Below are 14,216 nucleotides of genomic sequence, written 5' to 3' on the forward strand. Positions count from 1 at the left end.
CCTTCTATAGATCGGGCAGGTCGTCGTGCCACACCTGGACGGTCGCGCCCCGCAGCTTGACGACCCGGACATGCGCCCCGGGAAGGAAGACCTCCTGGCCGTCGACCGAGCGGGCCTGCCACAGCTCGCCGTCGATCTTGACCATGCCGTGGTCGGCGGAGACCTCCTCCACCACCAGGCCGCGGGAACCCTCGATCGCCTCGATCCCGAACGGGCGCTCCCCGGACTCCAGGGCGGAACGGGCGTGCCGCATGATGATCGGGCGGAGCGCACCCACCGAGAGCCCCGACACCACGGCGAAGACGATCACCTGGGCGACCAGGCCCGCGCCGAGCGCGGCGGCGCCCGCCGCGGCCAGAGCACCGGCGGCGAAGAAAATGACCAGAATCGTCGCGGTGAAGGCCTCGGCGATCGCCAGGACGACGGCGAGGACGATCCAAAGCACGGCTTCCACAACACCGATCGTGACACGTCCATGCACTCACGGCGACGTTCCACGGTGGCGTAGCCGAATCCGGTTCAAACAGTTAGACCCATCAGTTCGCCGCAGGGGAGGGAACCCACCGTGACGCTGCTACCGGAGACCGTCCGCCGGATCGACGGGATCGCCGCCCGGGCACAGTCCACCGGCCGGGTGCCGTCGCTCGCCCTGGCCGTCGTCCGCGACCGCGCGGTCCTGCACTTCGCGGGCGCCGGCGAGCAGCCCCGCCCGGACCCGAAGACCCAGTACCGGCTCGGCTCGATCACCAAGACGATCACCGCGACCCTGGTGATGCAGCTGCGCGACGAGGGCTTCTTCGCCCTCGACGACCTGCTCTACCGGCATCTGCCGGGCACCCCGATCGGCGGCGTGACCCTGCGCCAGCTGCTCGGGCACGTCTCCGGCCTGCAACGGGAGCCGGACGGCCCGTGGTGGGAACGCAACCCCGGCGGCGACGCGGACAAGCTGCTGGCCGACCTCACCTACGAGAAGCTGGCCGGGCCGCCGTACCGCCGCTACCGCTACTCCAATCTGGCCTACGGACTGCTCGGCGCGGTCCTGGAACGGGTCACCGGCATGGGCTGGGCGGAACTCGCCGGCAAACGCGTCCTCGACCCGCTCGGCATGAAGCGCACCACCTACGCGCCGGTCGAGCCGTACGCCCGGGGTTATGTCGTGCGGCATGCCCTCGGCGGCGCCCTGCACGAGGAGCCGCGCCCCGACACCGGCGCCATGGCGCCCGCCGGGCAGCTCTGGTCGACGGTCACCGACATGGCGAAATGGGCCGCCTTCCTGGCCGATCCGGCGCCCGCCGTCCTGTCCCGGGAGACGGTCGACGAGATGTGCACGCCGGTCGCCATCAGCGATCTGGAGTCCTGGACCGCCGGGCACGGCCTCGGCCCGCAGCTGTACCGGGTCGGCGAGCGGGTCTATGCCGGGCACGGCGGCTCGATGCCCGGCTATGTCGCGCACCTGGCCGTACACCGCCGCAGCCGGATGGGTGTCATCGTCTTCGCCAACGCCTACGGGCTCGACGGCACCAGCATCAAGGACGTCGGCCTGGAAGCCCTCACCGCGACGCTCGACAGCGAGCCCACCCCCGTCCCGGCGTGGCGCCCGCCCGCCGCACCCGAGGGCGAGGCCGCCGAGATCCTCGGCCGCTGGTGGTGGATGGGCCGCGAGTACTCCCTGCTGCCCGACGGTGACGCCCTCGTGATGACCGGCCCGAACCATCGCACCCGCTTCACGCGCGAGGCTCCGGACCGGTGGCGCGGCCTCGCCGGTGACAACGAGGGCGAGATCCTGCGCATCCTGCGCGACCCCGACGGCACGGCCGAACGCCTGGACATCGCCACCTTCCGCTACAGCCGCGACCCCGGCCATCTGGCCTGAAAGACCAACCCGTCTCCGGTACGGACGTGCCCGTCCCCCACCGCAACCACCCCGTCCCGCCACCTCCGCGACCACCTGCCGGGTCAAGCCCGTGCCGCCCCACCGGGCTGAGCTCGGTGGTCCGGCTGGCTCTCAGTGCTGTCTCAAGCGCCCTGAGACAGCACTGGCAGCCAGCTGGACAAGATCAGCGGCTGTGCGAGGCGGAGAGGCCGAGGGCTAGGCCGGCGCCGACCGTGGCGATGCCGAGCCAGACCGGAGGGGCCGGGGAGGGGCCGCCGAGGGCCATGCCGGTGGCGGCGGCCGCGACCGGGGCCACGCCGGTGAGCAGGCCGGCGGGGCCGGAGCCGATGCCGGCCACGCACGTGTACCAGAGCAGGAACGCGACGGCCGTGACCAGGACGGCCAGGTAGGCGCCGGCCAGGACGTCGTCGAGGTGGAGCCGGGTGAGCGCGCCGGGGCCCTCGACGGTGAGGCCGACCGCGGCGAACACGGCGGCGCCCAGCCAGGTGGCGTGCGCGGAGACGCCGAGCGGCCCGTGCCGGCCCAGCACCGGCACGGCGAGCAGGGTGAAGGCGGCCTCGCAGGCGAAGGTCACGGCCGCCCAGGCCACGCCGGCCGCGTCGGTACGGCCGAGCCCCTGCACCAGGGCCGCGCCGGCGGTCACCACCACGGCGGCGGCCAGCACGGGGGCGGCCGGGCGGCGGCCCTCCAGCAGCGGGCCGACCGCGGCGAGGACGATCGGCACGCACGCCACGGCGACGCCGATGACCGCGGGTTCGGCGTGCCGGGAGCCCTGGATCAGGGCGACGTTGAAGATCACCAGGCCGGTCAGGGTGACGCCGAGCAGCCAGAGCCATTCCCGGCCGCGGGGCCGGTGCACCGGGGTGCCGGACCACCGGGCGTAGCCGAGCAGGAGCAGGCAGGCCACCCCGTACCGGACGGCCTGCACGGTGAACAGCGGCGCGTCGGCGAGGTGGCCGGAGACCGCGACGCTGCCGCCGACGAAGACCATGCCGGCCGCTCCGGCCAGCCCGAGGCGCGCGGTTCGGGGTGGGCGCGGCGGCGCGGTGGAGAGTGTCATGAAGGGAATCGTTCCCCCGGGTATGGTCCGGTTCGAGGGCCAATTCGAGCGGGATGAGGTGGACCAATTTCCGGATCGGACTTTCTCCAGCTGCGGGCCGGGGAGGCGCCGGCCAAGGGGCTGACCGCCTGGCTGACCGAGGGGCTGCGGGCGGCGATCACGGCCGGGCGGCTGCCGCCGGGCGCCCGGCTGCCGGCCACCCGTCTGCTCGCCGGGGAGCTGGGCGTCTCCCGGGGTGTGGTGGTGCAGGCCTACCAGCGGCTGGCCGACGAGGGACTGGCCGGGGCGCGGACCGGGTCGGGCACGGTCGTCACCGGGCGCGGCACGGCGCTCGCGGCCCGGCCGGCCGGGGATCGCCGCCGGACCCTGGACGAGCTGCGGCTGCCGGTCTCCGCCCCGGACGGCATCGACCTGGACCTGTCGCCGGGTGTGCCGGACCTGTCGGCGTTCCCCCGGGCGGCGTGGCTGCGGGCCGAACGCACGGTGCTGGACCGGGTCACGGCGGCGGACCTCGGCTACGGGGACCCGGGCGGCACGCCCCGGCTGCGAGCGGCGCTCGTCGCCTGGCTCGCCCGTACGCGTGGGGTCCGCTCCGAAGCGGACGACGTGGTGGTCACCGCGGGCGTGGCGCAAGGGCTCGCCCTGGTCGCGCACGTCCTCAAGACCCGGGGTGTCACGACGGTCGCGATGGAGGACCCGGGGTCGCGGGGCGCCGCCGACCAGATGGCGTTCTGGGGCATGGCGCAGGTGGGTGTGCCGGTCGACGCGGACGGGATGCGGATCGGCGATCTGGCCGCGACCGGGGCCGGTGCGGCCGTGCTGACGCCGGCGCACCAGTTCCCGACCGGGGTGGTGCTGGCCCCGGACCGCCGCCGGGAGCTGCTGGCCTGGGCGTCCGGCGGCAACCTGGTGATCGAGGACGACTACGACGCCGAGCACCGGTACGACCGGGCGCCGGTCGCCGCGTTGCAGGGGTCGATGCCGGAGCGGGTGGCGTACCTCGGCAGTGTCTCCAAATCGCTGGCCCCGGCCATGCGGATGGGCTGGCTCATCGCGCCGCGACCGATGCAGGCCGAGCTGCTCGCCGCCAAGCACGCCAGCGATCTGGGCAATCCGGCCCTGCCGCAGCTGGTGCTGGCCGAGTTGCTGGCGTCCGGCGACTACGAGCGGCATCTGCGGGCGGTCCGGGCCCGCCAGCGGTCCCGGCGGGACGCGCTGCTGGCCGGGTTGCGCGAGCATCTGCCGGACGTGCGGGTGGCCGGGGTGGCGGCCGGGCTGCACCTGCTCGTGCTGCTGCCGGGGACGGCCGACGACGTGGCGGTGGCCGGGCGGGTCGCGGCCGAGGGCGTACTGGTGCAGCCGTTGACCTGGCACCGGCGCCGAACCGGGCCGCCGGGCCTGGTGATCGGTTATGCCGCCCACCCGCCGGACCGCCTCGCCGAGGCCGCCCGCCGCATCGGCCGCGTGCTCAGTCCTCCAGGACGGTGACGAAGTCGATGAGCCGCTCCATCGAGTTGATCAAGGGGGTCTCGACGTCCTTGTAGGAGCTGACCGAGGCGAGGACACGGCGCCACATGTCGGCCGGCTCCCGGACGCCGACGGCCGCGCAGACGCCCTCCTTCCACGGACGGCCCGGCGGGATCACCGGCCAGGCGCGCAGGCCCACCCGTTCGGGCCGGACCGCCTGCCAGATGTCCACGTAGGGGTGACCGGTGACGAGCACGTTCGGGTCGGTCACCCGGGCCACGATCCGGCTCTCCTTGGACCCCGGGACGAGATGATCGACCAGTACGCCGAGCCGGCGCGACGGCCCCGGCCGGAACGCGGCGACCGCGCCGGTCAGGTCGTCGATGCCGTCCAGCGGCTCCACGACGATGCCCTCGATCCGCAGGTCGTCGCCCCAGATCCGCTCCACCAGGGCGGCGTCGTGGATGCCCTCCACCCAGATCCGGCTGGCCTTCGCCACCTGGGCCCGCACGCCGTCGACGGCCACCGACCCGGACGCGGTGACCCGGCGCTGCGCCGGCGCCCTGACCGCGGACGGGCGGACCAATGTGACCGGACGGCCGTCCAGCAGGAACGCGGCCGGGGCGAGCGGGAAGTTGCGGCGCTTCCCATGCCGGTCCTCCAGGACGACGGCGCCCAGCTCGAATCCGACGACCGCGCCGCAGAACCCGGAGCCGGCGTCCTCGACCACCAGATCCGGTTCGGCCACCACCTCCGGTGTCACCTTCCGGCGGCGCCAGTCGCCCGCCAGCACATCCTCCCCATACATGTCCCGCACGGTAACGCGCGATCACGGACACACCGGCGGTGACGCTCCGAGCCGAGACAACTCTCCGCACCGGCACGTACCCTTGCTCGCATGTCACCCGCAGCCGATGCGGCCACCCGTACCGCACGCCGGTCCACCAGGTTCGTGGCCTGGGTGCGCGCCTGGCGCGCCGGCCTCGTCCCGTTCGACGAGCTGGCCGACGAGATCGCCGCGGACGAGGAGCACCTCGTCGCCGACGCCCCCGGCACCTGGACCGACGTCCCGCTCCCCCAGGGCCTGCCGATCTTCGCGAAGCTGCACCCCGACGAGATCCGCCTGGTGCTGCCGGTGCCCGGCGACCCGCGCGGCCTGCCCGGCCCGGGCGACCTGACCGGGGCGGCGCTGCTGGCCGGCGAGGCGGTGATGACCCCGTCGTTCGGTGTGGTGCCGGAGGTCCGGCGGCACACGTCCGGTTCGGGTGTGGAGTTCTCCACCGTGCTGTGGCGGGTCCACGAGGCGCCGGAGCACCGGCAGGTCTTTCAGATGGGCGCCGCCGAGGCCGAGGCGCAGCTGACCACCGCGCTCGGCGAGGCCACCGCCCGGCTGACCCGGCTCGACGTGGCGCAGTGGAAACCGGAGCTGGCCGGCGCCCTGCAGGCGCTGCGCCGCCCGGAGAGCGCCGAGACTTTGCCGCCCGGGTTCGACCCGCGCTCGCGGCGGCTGTTCGCCCGGGCCAGCGTCCTGGACCAGGTGCTCGCCCTCGCCGAGACGAGCGCGCCGGGCGGCGCGGTGAACGGTTACGAGGCCCAGCAGCGCGACGAGGCTCTGCGCCCGCTGACCGCCGCCTGCCGCCAGGCCCTGGTGGCGGCCTGCAACTCCCCGCTGCGCCCGTGAGGCCGGCCCTCGACCGGCACGCGCACTGCAGCTACTGCGGCGCCCGGTTCACGATCAACCAGCCGTGGCCGCGCCGTTGCATGGCGTGCGGCGAGGTCAGTTATCTCAACCCCACCCCGGTGGCGGTGGCGGTCCAGCCGGTCGGCGCCGGCCTGCTGGCGGTCCGCCGCGGGATCGCGCCGGCGCGCGGGCGGCTCGCGCTGCCGGGCGGCTTCATCGACGTGGGCGAGACCTGGCAGGCCGCCGCGGTGCGGGAGCTGTCCGAGGAGACCGGGGTGGTGGCCGATCCGGGCCGTGTCCAGCTGTACGACACGGTCAGCGCCCCCGACGGCACGGTCCTCATCTTCGGCCTGCTGCCGGCGATGCGCAGCCCGGCCGACCTGCCGCCGGAGCCGGACACCGAGGAGACGGTCCGGCGGGAGGTGCTCTACGGGCCGACCGAGCTGGGTTTCAGCATCCACACCGCGATCGCCACCCGGTTCTTCACCGAGCACGCCCGCTCAGTCGATCAGGTCCGCGCCGACTAGCTCGTCGAGGACCATCCGGATCGCGGGCGCGCACCGGTCGGCGTCGGCCGACGTGAACCAGCCGATCTCGGCGATCTCGCTGGCCGCCGCCGGCTCGCCGGGGTGGTCGCCGGTGAAGCACACGAGGCGGACACGGGTGCCCGGCGGCCGGTTGTGGGCGGGCGCGTCGATCGTGGTGAAGTGCCGCAGCCGGGCCGGGTCGACGCTGACGCCGACCTCCTCGGACACCTCGCGGGCGGCCGCGACGGCGTCCGGCTCCCCCGGCTCGGGTTTGCCGCCGGGCAGGTAGAAGGCGTCCGACCCGGTGGCCCGGACCACGAGGACCCGGCGTTCGCGGACACACACCCAGGCCGCCGCCTCGACGACGCTCAAATCTCGTCGATCAGGTCGGCGACCGAGTTGATGATCCGGGACGGCCGGTACGGGTACGTCTCGCTCTCCATCCGGCTGCTGATCCCGGTGAGCACCAGGATCGTCTCCAGCCCGGCCTCGAGACCGCACAGCACGTCGGTGTCCATCCGGTCGCCGATCATCGCGGTGGTCTCGCTGTGGGCGCCGATCGCGTTGAGTGCCGACCGCATCATCATCGGGTTCGGCTTGCCGACGAAGTACGGCTTCACGCCGGTCGCCTTGGAGATCATCGCGGCGACCGATCCGGCGGCCGGGAGCAGGCCCTCGTTCGACGGGCCGGTGGCGTCCGGGTTCGTACAGATGAACCGGGAGCCGGCGCTGATCAGCCGGATCGCCTTGGTGATCGCCTCGAAGCTGTAGGTGCGGGTCTCGCCGAGCACCACGTAGTCGGGCTCGAACTCGGTGAGGACGTAGCCGGCCGCGTGCATGGCGGTGGTCAGGCCGGCCTCGCCGATCACGTACGCGGTGCCGCCGGGCCGCTGGTCGGCGAGGAACTGGGCGGTGGCCAGCGCGGCCGTCCAGATGGAGGTCTCGTCGACGTCGAAGCCCATCCGGTAGAGCCGGGCCTGGAGGTCGCGGGGCGTGTAGATGGAGTTGTTGGTGAGGATGAGGAACGGTTTGCCGCTCTCCTTCATCCGGTTGACGAACTCGGGCGCGCCCGGCACCGGCTCACCCTCATGGACGAGGACACCGTCCATATCGGTGAGCCAGCTCTCGATCGCCTTGCGCTCCTTCATCAAGATGCTCCTCGTCGCGCGGGGGGAGGGCAGCAGTCCGCGGCGCAGACGTCCCACGTCGGCAGCCTACCGAGCGCGGCCCGTTGTCGATCATCGGTCCGCTCCTGGACCAGTTCCCGGACCATCGACACGAAGGACGGGTGAATTCCCGGGGTCGCGGCCCGCGCGTAGCCGAGGCCGAGCCGTTCCGCGGTGTCCTTCGCCTCGTTGTCCAGGTCCCAGATGACCTCGAGGTGGTCGGAGACGAACCCGATCGGGCTGACCACCACGTCGGTGATCCCCTTCTCGGCGAGCGCCGCCAGGTGGTCGTTGACGTCCGGCTCCAGCCACGGGATGTGCGGCGGGCCGGAGCGGCTCTGCCAGACCAGGTCCCAGGCGAGGTCGGCGGCGGCCGCGGCGTGCACCAGCCGGGCCGTCTCCTCGAGCTGGGCGGTGTAGCGCCCGCCCTCCGGCCCGGCCGTCCGGGCCATGCTCACCGGCACCGAGTGGGCGGTGAAGACCAGGCGGGTGGAGGCCCGGCGGTCCGGGTCCAGCTTCGTCAAGGCTTCCCGTACGGCGGACGCGTGCGGATCCACGAAACCGGGATGGTCGTGGAACTGCCGCAGCTTGGCGATTCGTGGGGCGCCCGGCCCGACGTGCGCCCGGGCCGCGGCGATGTCCTCCCAGTACTGCCGGCAGGACGAGTACCCGCCGTAGGCGCTGGTGGCGAACCCGAGCGCGTGCTCGATCCCGTCGTCGCGCATCGTCGCCAGGGTGTCGGCCAGCATCGGGTGCCAGTTGCGGTTGCCCCAGTAGGTGGGCAGGTCCACGCCGTGCGCCGCGAACTCGGTCCCGATCGCGGCGAGCAGGTCGCGGCACTGCTGGTTGATCGGGGACACCCCGCCGAAGTGCATGTAGTGCTCGTACACCTCGGCGAGGCGCTCGTCCGGGACGCCGCGCCCGCGGACCACGTTGCGCAGGAACGGCATCACGTCATCGGGCTTCTCGGGCCCGCCGAAGGAGAGCAGGACGAACGCGTCGTAAACCACCCGCCCATCCTGCCACCGTGTTACGCGGCAAGCGCGTGGTAGCCCCCGTCGACGTGCACCATCTCACCCGTGGTGGCCGGGAACCAGTCGGACAGCAGAGCGCACACCGCGCGGGCGGTCGGCTCCGGGTCGGTCAGGTTCCAGCCGAGCGGCGCCCGCTGGGTCCAGGCGTCCTCGAACTCGCTGAAGCCCGGGATCGACTTGGCCGCCATGGTGCGCAGCGGGCCGGCCGACACGATGTTGCTGCGGATGCCGTGCTTGCCCAGGTACATGGCGAGGTAGCGGGAGGCCGACTCGAGCCCGGCCTTGGCGACGCCCATCCAGTCGTACAGCGGGTACGCCTTGGTCGCGTCGAAGGTCAGGCCGACGATGGAGCCACCCTGATCCATCAGCGGCAGGCAGGCGGTGGCCAGGGACTTGTACGAGTACGTCGACACGTGCAGCGCCTGCGACACCTCCTCCCAGGTGGTGTCGAGGAAGGCGCCGCCGAGGGCGTTCTGCGGGGCGAAGCCGATGGAGTGGACCACGCCGTCCAGTCCGTCGACGTGCTCGCGAACCCGGCCGGCGAGGCCGTCCAGGTGTTCCTGGTTGGTCACGTCCAGTTCGATGACGGGGGCCGGCTCGGGCAGCCGCTTCGCGATCCGCTCCACCAGCGAGAGCCGGCCGAAGCCGGTGAGCACCACGGTGGCGCCGGCCTCCTGGGCCAGCTTCGCCACCGAGAAGGCGATCGAGGCGTCGGTGATGACGCCGGTGACGAGCAGCCGTTTACCGGCCAGCAGTCCAGACACTTTTACTTCTCTCCTGAAAAAGTCTCGGAAAACATCAGTGCCCCATACCGAGGCCCCCGTCGACGGGGAGCACGGCGCCCGAGATGTACGCCGCACTGTCGCTCGCGAGGAAGGTCACCGCGGCGGCGACCTCGTCCGTGGCCGCGAGACGACCGGCCGGGACGGCCTTGATGATCTCGGCCTTGCGCGAGTCCGGCAAGACGGCGGTCATCTCGGTCTCGATGAAACCGGGCGCCACCACGTTCGCGGTGATGTTGCGGCTGCCCAGTTCACGCGTGATGCTACGGGCCATGCCGACCAGGCCCGCCTTGCTCGCCGCGTAGTTCACCTGGCCGGGTCCGCCGTACAGGCCGACGACCGACGAGATGAAGACGATCCGGCCCCACTTGGCCCGCAGCATCTTGGAGCTGGCCCGCTTCGCGCAGCGGAACGCGCCGGTCAGGTTGGTGTCGATCACCCGCTCGAACTGCTCGTCGGACATCCGCATGAGCAGCGTGTCGTCGGTGATGCCGGCGTTCGCCACCAGGACCTCGACCGGGCCGAGCTCGTTCTCCACGAAGGTGAACGCCGCGTCGACGGCCGACGAGTCGGTGATGTCGCACTGCACGCCGAACAGGCCGTCGGGGACGTTCGAGCCGCGGTGGGTGACGGCCACCCGGTCCCCCTGCTTGGCGAAGGCCTGGGCGATGGCCAGGCCGATGCCGCGGTTTCCTCCGGTCACCAGAACGGTGCGAGCCACAACACACTCCAATCGACGGGTCATCACACAGGGTCACGACGATCCCTCTGAAAGGCGAGACTATCGGCCCGCACTACCCCTGCCGAGGGATGGTCCCGCCGACTTACACCACGTTCAGGGCGGCGCCGATTTTCTTAAGTTGTGGTTAAGGGGTACAGTCCGACACGGTTCTGGCCCGGCTATGTAGTGGAGGTGATCGCTGTGCGAGATAGCGATCCTCCCAGTCGTGGCCGGGACGCTCGTCAGCGTTTCTGACCGCTGACACTCGACCCCCACCCGCACGCCACCGGCCCCGTCGAGGCCGGTCCGCCGGCGTGCGGTGGCTCTCGGCCGCGAAGTGACCTACGCCCGTAGCTCAGTCACCAGCGGAAGACGGTTCAACCATGAAGAAGATCGTCGCGCCCCTCGGTTTCACCCTGCTCTCGGCCTGGGTTGTCGTGCTGTTCGTCCTGGCGCACAACACCCCCTAGGGCAACCGGGACGTCCACAGCAGACTCATCGCCGCGCCGGCCAGGCCCAGCAGCAGGCCCGCGGCGGCGTACCACCGTGTCACCTCGCGTGGCTCGGTCCGGTGCCCGATCGAGCTGCCCATGTCCTCGTAGACCTGCTTGAGCTCGCTCACCGAGGCCGCCTCGTAGAAGTAGCCGTCGGTGTTCTCGGCCAGCTCCTGCAGGGAGAGGCGGTCCACCGGCACCCGCTGCACCGAGCCGCGGATGTCGACCACACCCGTGTCGGTGCCGAACGCGATCGTCGACACCGGCACGTTGGCCTGCGCCGACGCGGTCGCCGCGTCCTCGATCGAGCGGCCCGACGTGCGGTAGCCGTCGGAGAGCAGCACGATCCGGGCGGGCGGGGCGCCGTCCGCGCCGTCGGCCGGCACCATCCGGATGGCGTCCAGCGAGGTGAACACCGCCTCACCGGTGGCGGTCGCCTCGGCCAGCGTCAGCCCGTCGATCGCGCTGATCACCGCGGCCCGGTCCTTGGTCGGCGGGACCAGCACGTTCGCCGCCTTCGCGAACGACACCAGGCCCAGGTTGTAGCTCGGCGGCAGCTCGGCCACGAACGCCTTCGCCGCCTCCTGCGCCGCCTCGATCCGGCTCGGCGCCACGTCCTCGGCCTGCATCGACAGCGACACGTCGATGGCCAGCATCACGGTGGCCCGCTCCAGCGGCTCCTCGGTGTCCACCGACGGGCGGGCGGTGGCCGCCGCCAGCGCGCCCAGCATCAGCAGGAACGCGCCCGCCGAGACGTGCCGCCGCCAGCCCAGGCCCTTCGGGGCCAGGGTGCGGAGCAGGTCGACGTTGGTGAAGCGCATCGCGTACTGCCGCTTGCGGAACTGCCGCCAGACGTACAGACCGGCCATGGCCAGAACCGGCAGCAGCGTCAGCAGCCACCACGGCTCCAGAAAACGGATCATCGTGTGGTCCCTCGGGTACGGGCGTGGCGCTGAGCGGCCACGAAGCGGACCATGTCGAGCAGCCAGTCGGTGTCGGTGCGCAGCCGCAGATGGGCCGCGCCGGCGGCGCGCAGCGCACGGGCGATCGCGGCACGCTGCTCCCCCGCCGCCTGGGCGTACCGCTGGCGCAGCCCGGGGTCGGCGGTCTGCACCTCGTGCAGCATGCCGGACTCCGGATCGGCCAAGGTCAGCACCCCGACGTCCGGCAGCTCCAGCTCACGTGGGTCGACCACCTCGATGGCGAGCACGTCGTGCCGGACGCCGAGCTTGCGCACCGGCCGGGCCCAGCCCTCCACCGGGGCCAGGAAGTCAGAGATCACCACGGCCACGCCGCGCCGCCGGGGTGGCCGGTTCAGCGAGTCGATCAGCTCGCCCAGGTCGGCGCGGCCGGGCCGGATCGTGGTCCCGGCGATCGCCCGCAGCAGGCCCTGCGCCTCCTTGCGGCCGGCCCGCGCGGGCAGCCGCAGAACCGGGCCGCCCGGTGCGGGGTCGCCCACCGTCTCCGGCTTCCGGCGCCACCAGCTCCGGCTCACCTTCCTCTCCGGTACGCCGGAGCCGGTGCCCACCACGGCGCCGATCCGGTTGCCGCCCCGGACGGTGAGATGGGCCATCGCGGTGGCGGCCGCGAGCACCAGGTCCCGTTTGAGCCATTTCGCGGTGCCGAAGTCGAGGCTCGCCGACAGATCCACGGCCAGCCAGGTCTCCAGTTCCCGGTCGGCCACCGTACGGCGGACGTGCGGCAGCGTGGTCCGGGCGGTCACCGGCCAGTCCATCCGGCGGACGTCGTCGCCCGGCCGGTACTCCCGCGACTCGCCCGCCTCGCTGCCCGGGCCGGGCAGCAGGCCGGCGTAGTCGCCCTGGAGCAGGCCGTCGAGTTTCCGGGTGACCAGCAGTTGCAGCTTGGCGAGGACGGCCTCGGCCCGGGCCGCCTCCTCCGGGGCGACCGGCACCGCCGTGCCGGGCCGGATCATTGGGGTCCGGGCTGGCCAGAGGTGGGCCAGGGGCCGGCCGGCGGCTGGGGCCGGCCGTTGTCGAAGACACCCGCCGGGACGCCGCTGGTCGGCTGCACCCCGGCCGGGCCGGCCACGTACTGGGCGGACTGCGGCGCGCCCACCGAGACCGGGGTCATCGGGCCGGGCGGGACCGGCGGCGCGACCGGCGGCCCGCCGTTCGGCCCGGCGCCCTGCCGGGAGGAGACCTGCGGCGGTGGCACGGTCTGCATGATCCGGGCCACGATGTGGTCGGCCGGGATGTCGTCGGCCAGCGCGTCGTAGCTGAGCACCAGCCGGTGGCGCAGGATGTCCGGGGCGATGTCCTGGACGTCCTGGGGCAGCGCGTAGTCGCGGCCGCGCAGCAGCGCCAGCGCCCGGGTGGCCCGGACGATGCCGAGCGAGGCGCGCGGGCTCGCCCCGTACTGGATCAGCTGGGCGACGTCCGGCATGCCGTGCTGTGCCGGGGCCCGGGTGGCCAGCACCAGCCGGACCGTGTAGTCCACCAGCGCGTTGTGCACGAACACCTGGTCGGCGCGGCCCTGGAGGGCGAGCAGGTCCTCCGGGGTGAAGATCTGCTTCGGCTCCGGGGCGCTCACCCCCATCCGGTAGACGATCTCGCGCTCCTCGCTGTCCGTCGGATAGCCCACGAGGATCTTCATGAGGAAGCGGTCCCGCTGCGCCTCCGGCAACGGGTAGACGCCCTCCTGCTCGATCGGGTTCTGCGTGGCCATCACCAGGAACGGGTCGGGCACGTCGTAGCTCTTGCCGCCGATCGACACCTGGTGCTCGGCCATCACCTCGAGCAGCGCCGACTGCACCTTGGCCGGCGCCCGGTTGATCTCGTCGGCCAGCAGGAAGTTGACGAACACCGGGCCCAGCTCCACGTCGAACTGCTCGCTCGACTGCCGGTAGATCCGGGTGCCCACGATGTCGGCCGGCACCAGGTCCGGAGTGAACTGCACCCGGGAGAACGTGCCCCCGACGACCTTGGCCAGGGTCTCCACCGCGAGGGTCTTGGCCACGCCGGGCACGCCCTCGAGCAGGCAGTGACCGCGGGCCAGCAGGGCCACGAACATCCGCTCGACCATCCGGTCCTGGCCCACGATGACCCGCTTGACCTCGAACATCGCGCGCTCGAGCTGTGACGCGTCGTGTGCCGGGGGCACGGGCGCCCCGGACCCGCCGCTCGTCTCGGTCTCGGGCGTGCTCGGCTGCGCCACCGGTCCTCCACAACGGTCGAGATGCGCCGGCTCTTCGACGCCGACGCTCAAGACTTACACGACATACGACAACACACGGCTGAGAGGTTCCTAAGAGCCGGTCCCAGCGGCGCCGCCCAGCCTAGGGCGGCCCGTCGTCATTCGGCCGTCATCATTCCGGAACCCCGCGATCCGCGCAGCCCACGGTGCCATGGACCGAATGTGTTGATCTTTCTG

Annotated in this window: 15 protein-coding genes; 4 read left to right on the top strand and 11 right to left on the bottom strand. The window is 72.7% G+C overall.

Annotated elements, in window-relative coordinates; all coding sequences use genetic code 11:
* Positions 1–4: 4 nt before the first annotated feature.
* Entirely contained in the window at positions 5–454 is a 450-nt protein-coding gene (locus J5X75_RS05950; protein ID WP_208466275.1) for an NfeD family protein, read from the bottom strand.
* A gap of 111 nt (positions 455–565) precedes the next feature.
* Between J5X75_RS05950 and J5X75_RS05955 the strand changes: the two genes are divergently transcribed.
* On the top strand, positions 566–1,873 hold the full coding sequence (locus J5X75_RS05955; protein ID WP_208466276.1) for a serine hydrolase domain-containing protein: 1,308 nt from the start codon (positions 566–568) through the stop codon (positions 1,871–1,873).
* A gap of 184 nt (positions 1,874–2,057) precedes the next feature.
* Here the strand turns inward: J5X75_RS05955 and J5X75_RS05960 are convergent, their stop codons facing one another.
* Positions 2,058–2,954 (bottom strand): DMT family transporter, encoded by an 897-nt coding sequence (locus J5X75_RS05960; RefSeq protein ID WP_208466277.1) that lies wholly within the window; start codon positions 2,952–2,954, stop codon positions 2,058–2,060.
* Between the two features lie 132 nt (positions 2,955–3,086).
* On the opposite strand from J5X75_RS05960, the gene pdxR reads away from it, so the two are divergent.
* Positions 3,087–4,442 carry a MocR-like pyridoxine biosynthesis transcription factor PdxR gene (gene pdxR, locus J5X75_RS05965; RefSeq protein WP_238487442.1) on the top strand — a complete coding sequence of 452 codons (1,356 nt, stop codon included), beginning with the start codon at positions 3,087–3,089 and terminating at the stop codon, positions 4,440–4,442.
* Here pdxR and J5X75_RS05970 read toward each other — a convergent pair.
* Positions 4,423–5,229: a DUF3097 domain-containing protein gene (locus tag J5X75_RS05970; protein WP_208466278.1), complete on the bottom strand. Its 807-nt coding sequence runs from the start codon at positions 5,227–5,229 to the stop codon at positions 4,423–4,425. The genes pdxR and J5X75_RS05970 overlap by 20 nt on opposite strands.
* A 90-nt stretch (positions 5,230–5,319) precedes the next feature.
* Here J5X75_RS05970 and J5X75_RS05975 point away from each other — a divergent pair, with 90 nt between their 5' ends.
* Both J5X75_RS05975 and J5X75_RS05980 read left to right on the top strand, forming a co-directional pair.
* Complete coding sequence (locus tag J5X75_RS05975; RefSeq protein WP_204296348.1) at positions 5,320–6,102, top strand: Rv1486c family protein; 783 nt, start codon at positions 5,320–5,322, stop codon at positions 6,100–6,102.
* Positions 6,099–6,629, top strand: a complete 531-nt coding sequence (locus J5X75_RS05980; protein ID WP_307797942.1) for an NUDIX domain-containing protein — start codon at positions 6,099–6,101, stop codon at positions 6,627–6,629. Before J5X75_RS05975 ends, J5X75_RS05980 begins: the two co-directional genes overlap by 4 nt.
* On the opposite strand, the gene J5X75_RS05985 is transcribed toward J5X75_RS05980, so the two are convergent.
* From J5X75_RS05985 to J5X75_RS06020, 8 genes are all read right to left on the bottom strand, one after another.
* Positions 6,603–7,001: an NUDIX hydrolase gene (locus J5X75_RS05985; RefSeq protein ID WP_208466279.1), complete on the bottom strand. Its 399-nt coding sequence runs from the start codon at positions 6,999–7,001 to the stop codon at positions 6,603–6,605. The two genes, J5X75_RS05980 and J5X75_RS05985, sit on opposite strands and share 27 nt — an antisense overlap.
* Positions 6,998–7,834, bottom strand: coding sequence for an HAD-IIA family hydrolase (locus tag J5X75_RS05990; protein ID WP_372450841.1), 837 nt, complete (start codon positions 7,832–7,834; stop codon positions 6,998–7,000). The genes J5X75_RS05985 and J5X75_RS05990 overlap by 4 nt, the downstream gene beginning before the upstream one ends.
* Positions 7,777–8,805, bottom strand: coding sequence for a ferrochelatase (locus J5X75_RS05995; protein ID WP_208466281.1), 1,029 nt, complete (start codon positions 8,803–8,805; stop codon positions 7,777–7,779). The genes J5X75_RS05990 and J5X75_RS05995 overlap by 58 nt, the downstream gene beginning before the upstream one ends.
* Positions 8,806–8,825: 20 nt before the next feature.
* Positions 8,826–9,593 carry an enoyl-ACP reductase FabI gene (gene fabI, locus J5X75_RS06000; protein ID WP_208466282.1) on the bottom strand — a complete coding sequence of 256 codons (768 nt, stop codon included), beginning with the start codon at positions 9,591–9,593 and terminating at the stop codon, positions 8,826–8,828.
* 34 nt (positions 9,594–9,627) lie between these two features.
* Complete coding sequence (fabG, locus tag J5X75_RS06005) at positions 9,628–10,332, bottom strand: beta-ketoacyl-ACP reductase (RefSeq protein WP_208466283.1); 705 nt, start codon at positions 10,330–10,332, stop codon at positions 9,628–9,630.
* 466 nt (positions 10,333–10,798) lie between these two features.
* Positions 10,799–11,749, bottom strand: coding sequence for a VWA domain-containing protein (locus J5X75_RS06010; RefSeq protein WP_208466284.1), 951 nt, complete (start codon positions 11,747–11,749; stop codon positions 10,799–10,801).
* Positions 11,746–12,759: a DUF58 domain-containing protein gene (locus J5X75_RS06015; protein ID WP_208466285.1), complete on the bottom strand. Its 1,014-nt coding sequence runs from the start codon at positions 12,757–12,759 to the stop codon at positions 11,746–11,748. The genes J5X75_RS06010 and J5X75_RS06015 overlap by 4 nt, the downstream gene beginning before the upstream one ends.
* On the bottom strand, positions 12,756–14,000 hold the full coding sequence (locus J5X75_RS06020; RefSeq protein ID WP_307797943.1) for an AAA family ATPase: 1,245 nt from the start codon (positions 13,998–14,000) through the stop codon (positions 12,756–12,758). Before J5X75_RS06020 ends, J5X75_RS06015 begins: the two co-directional genes overlap by 4 nt.
* Between the last annotated feature and the right edge of the window lie 216 nt (positions 14,001–14,216).

Origin of the sequence: Actinoplanes flavus, from assembly GCF_017592555.1 — a bacterium.
GTDB classification, from domain to species: domain Bacteria; phylum Actinomycetota; class Actinomycetes; order Mycobacteriales; family Micromonosporaceae; genus Actinoplanes; species Actinoplanes flavus.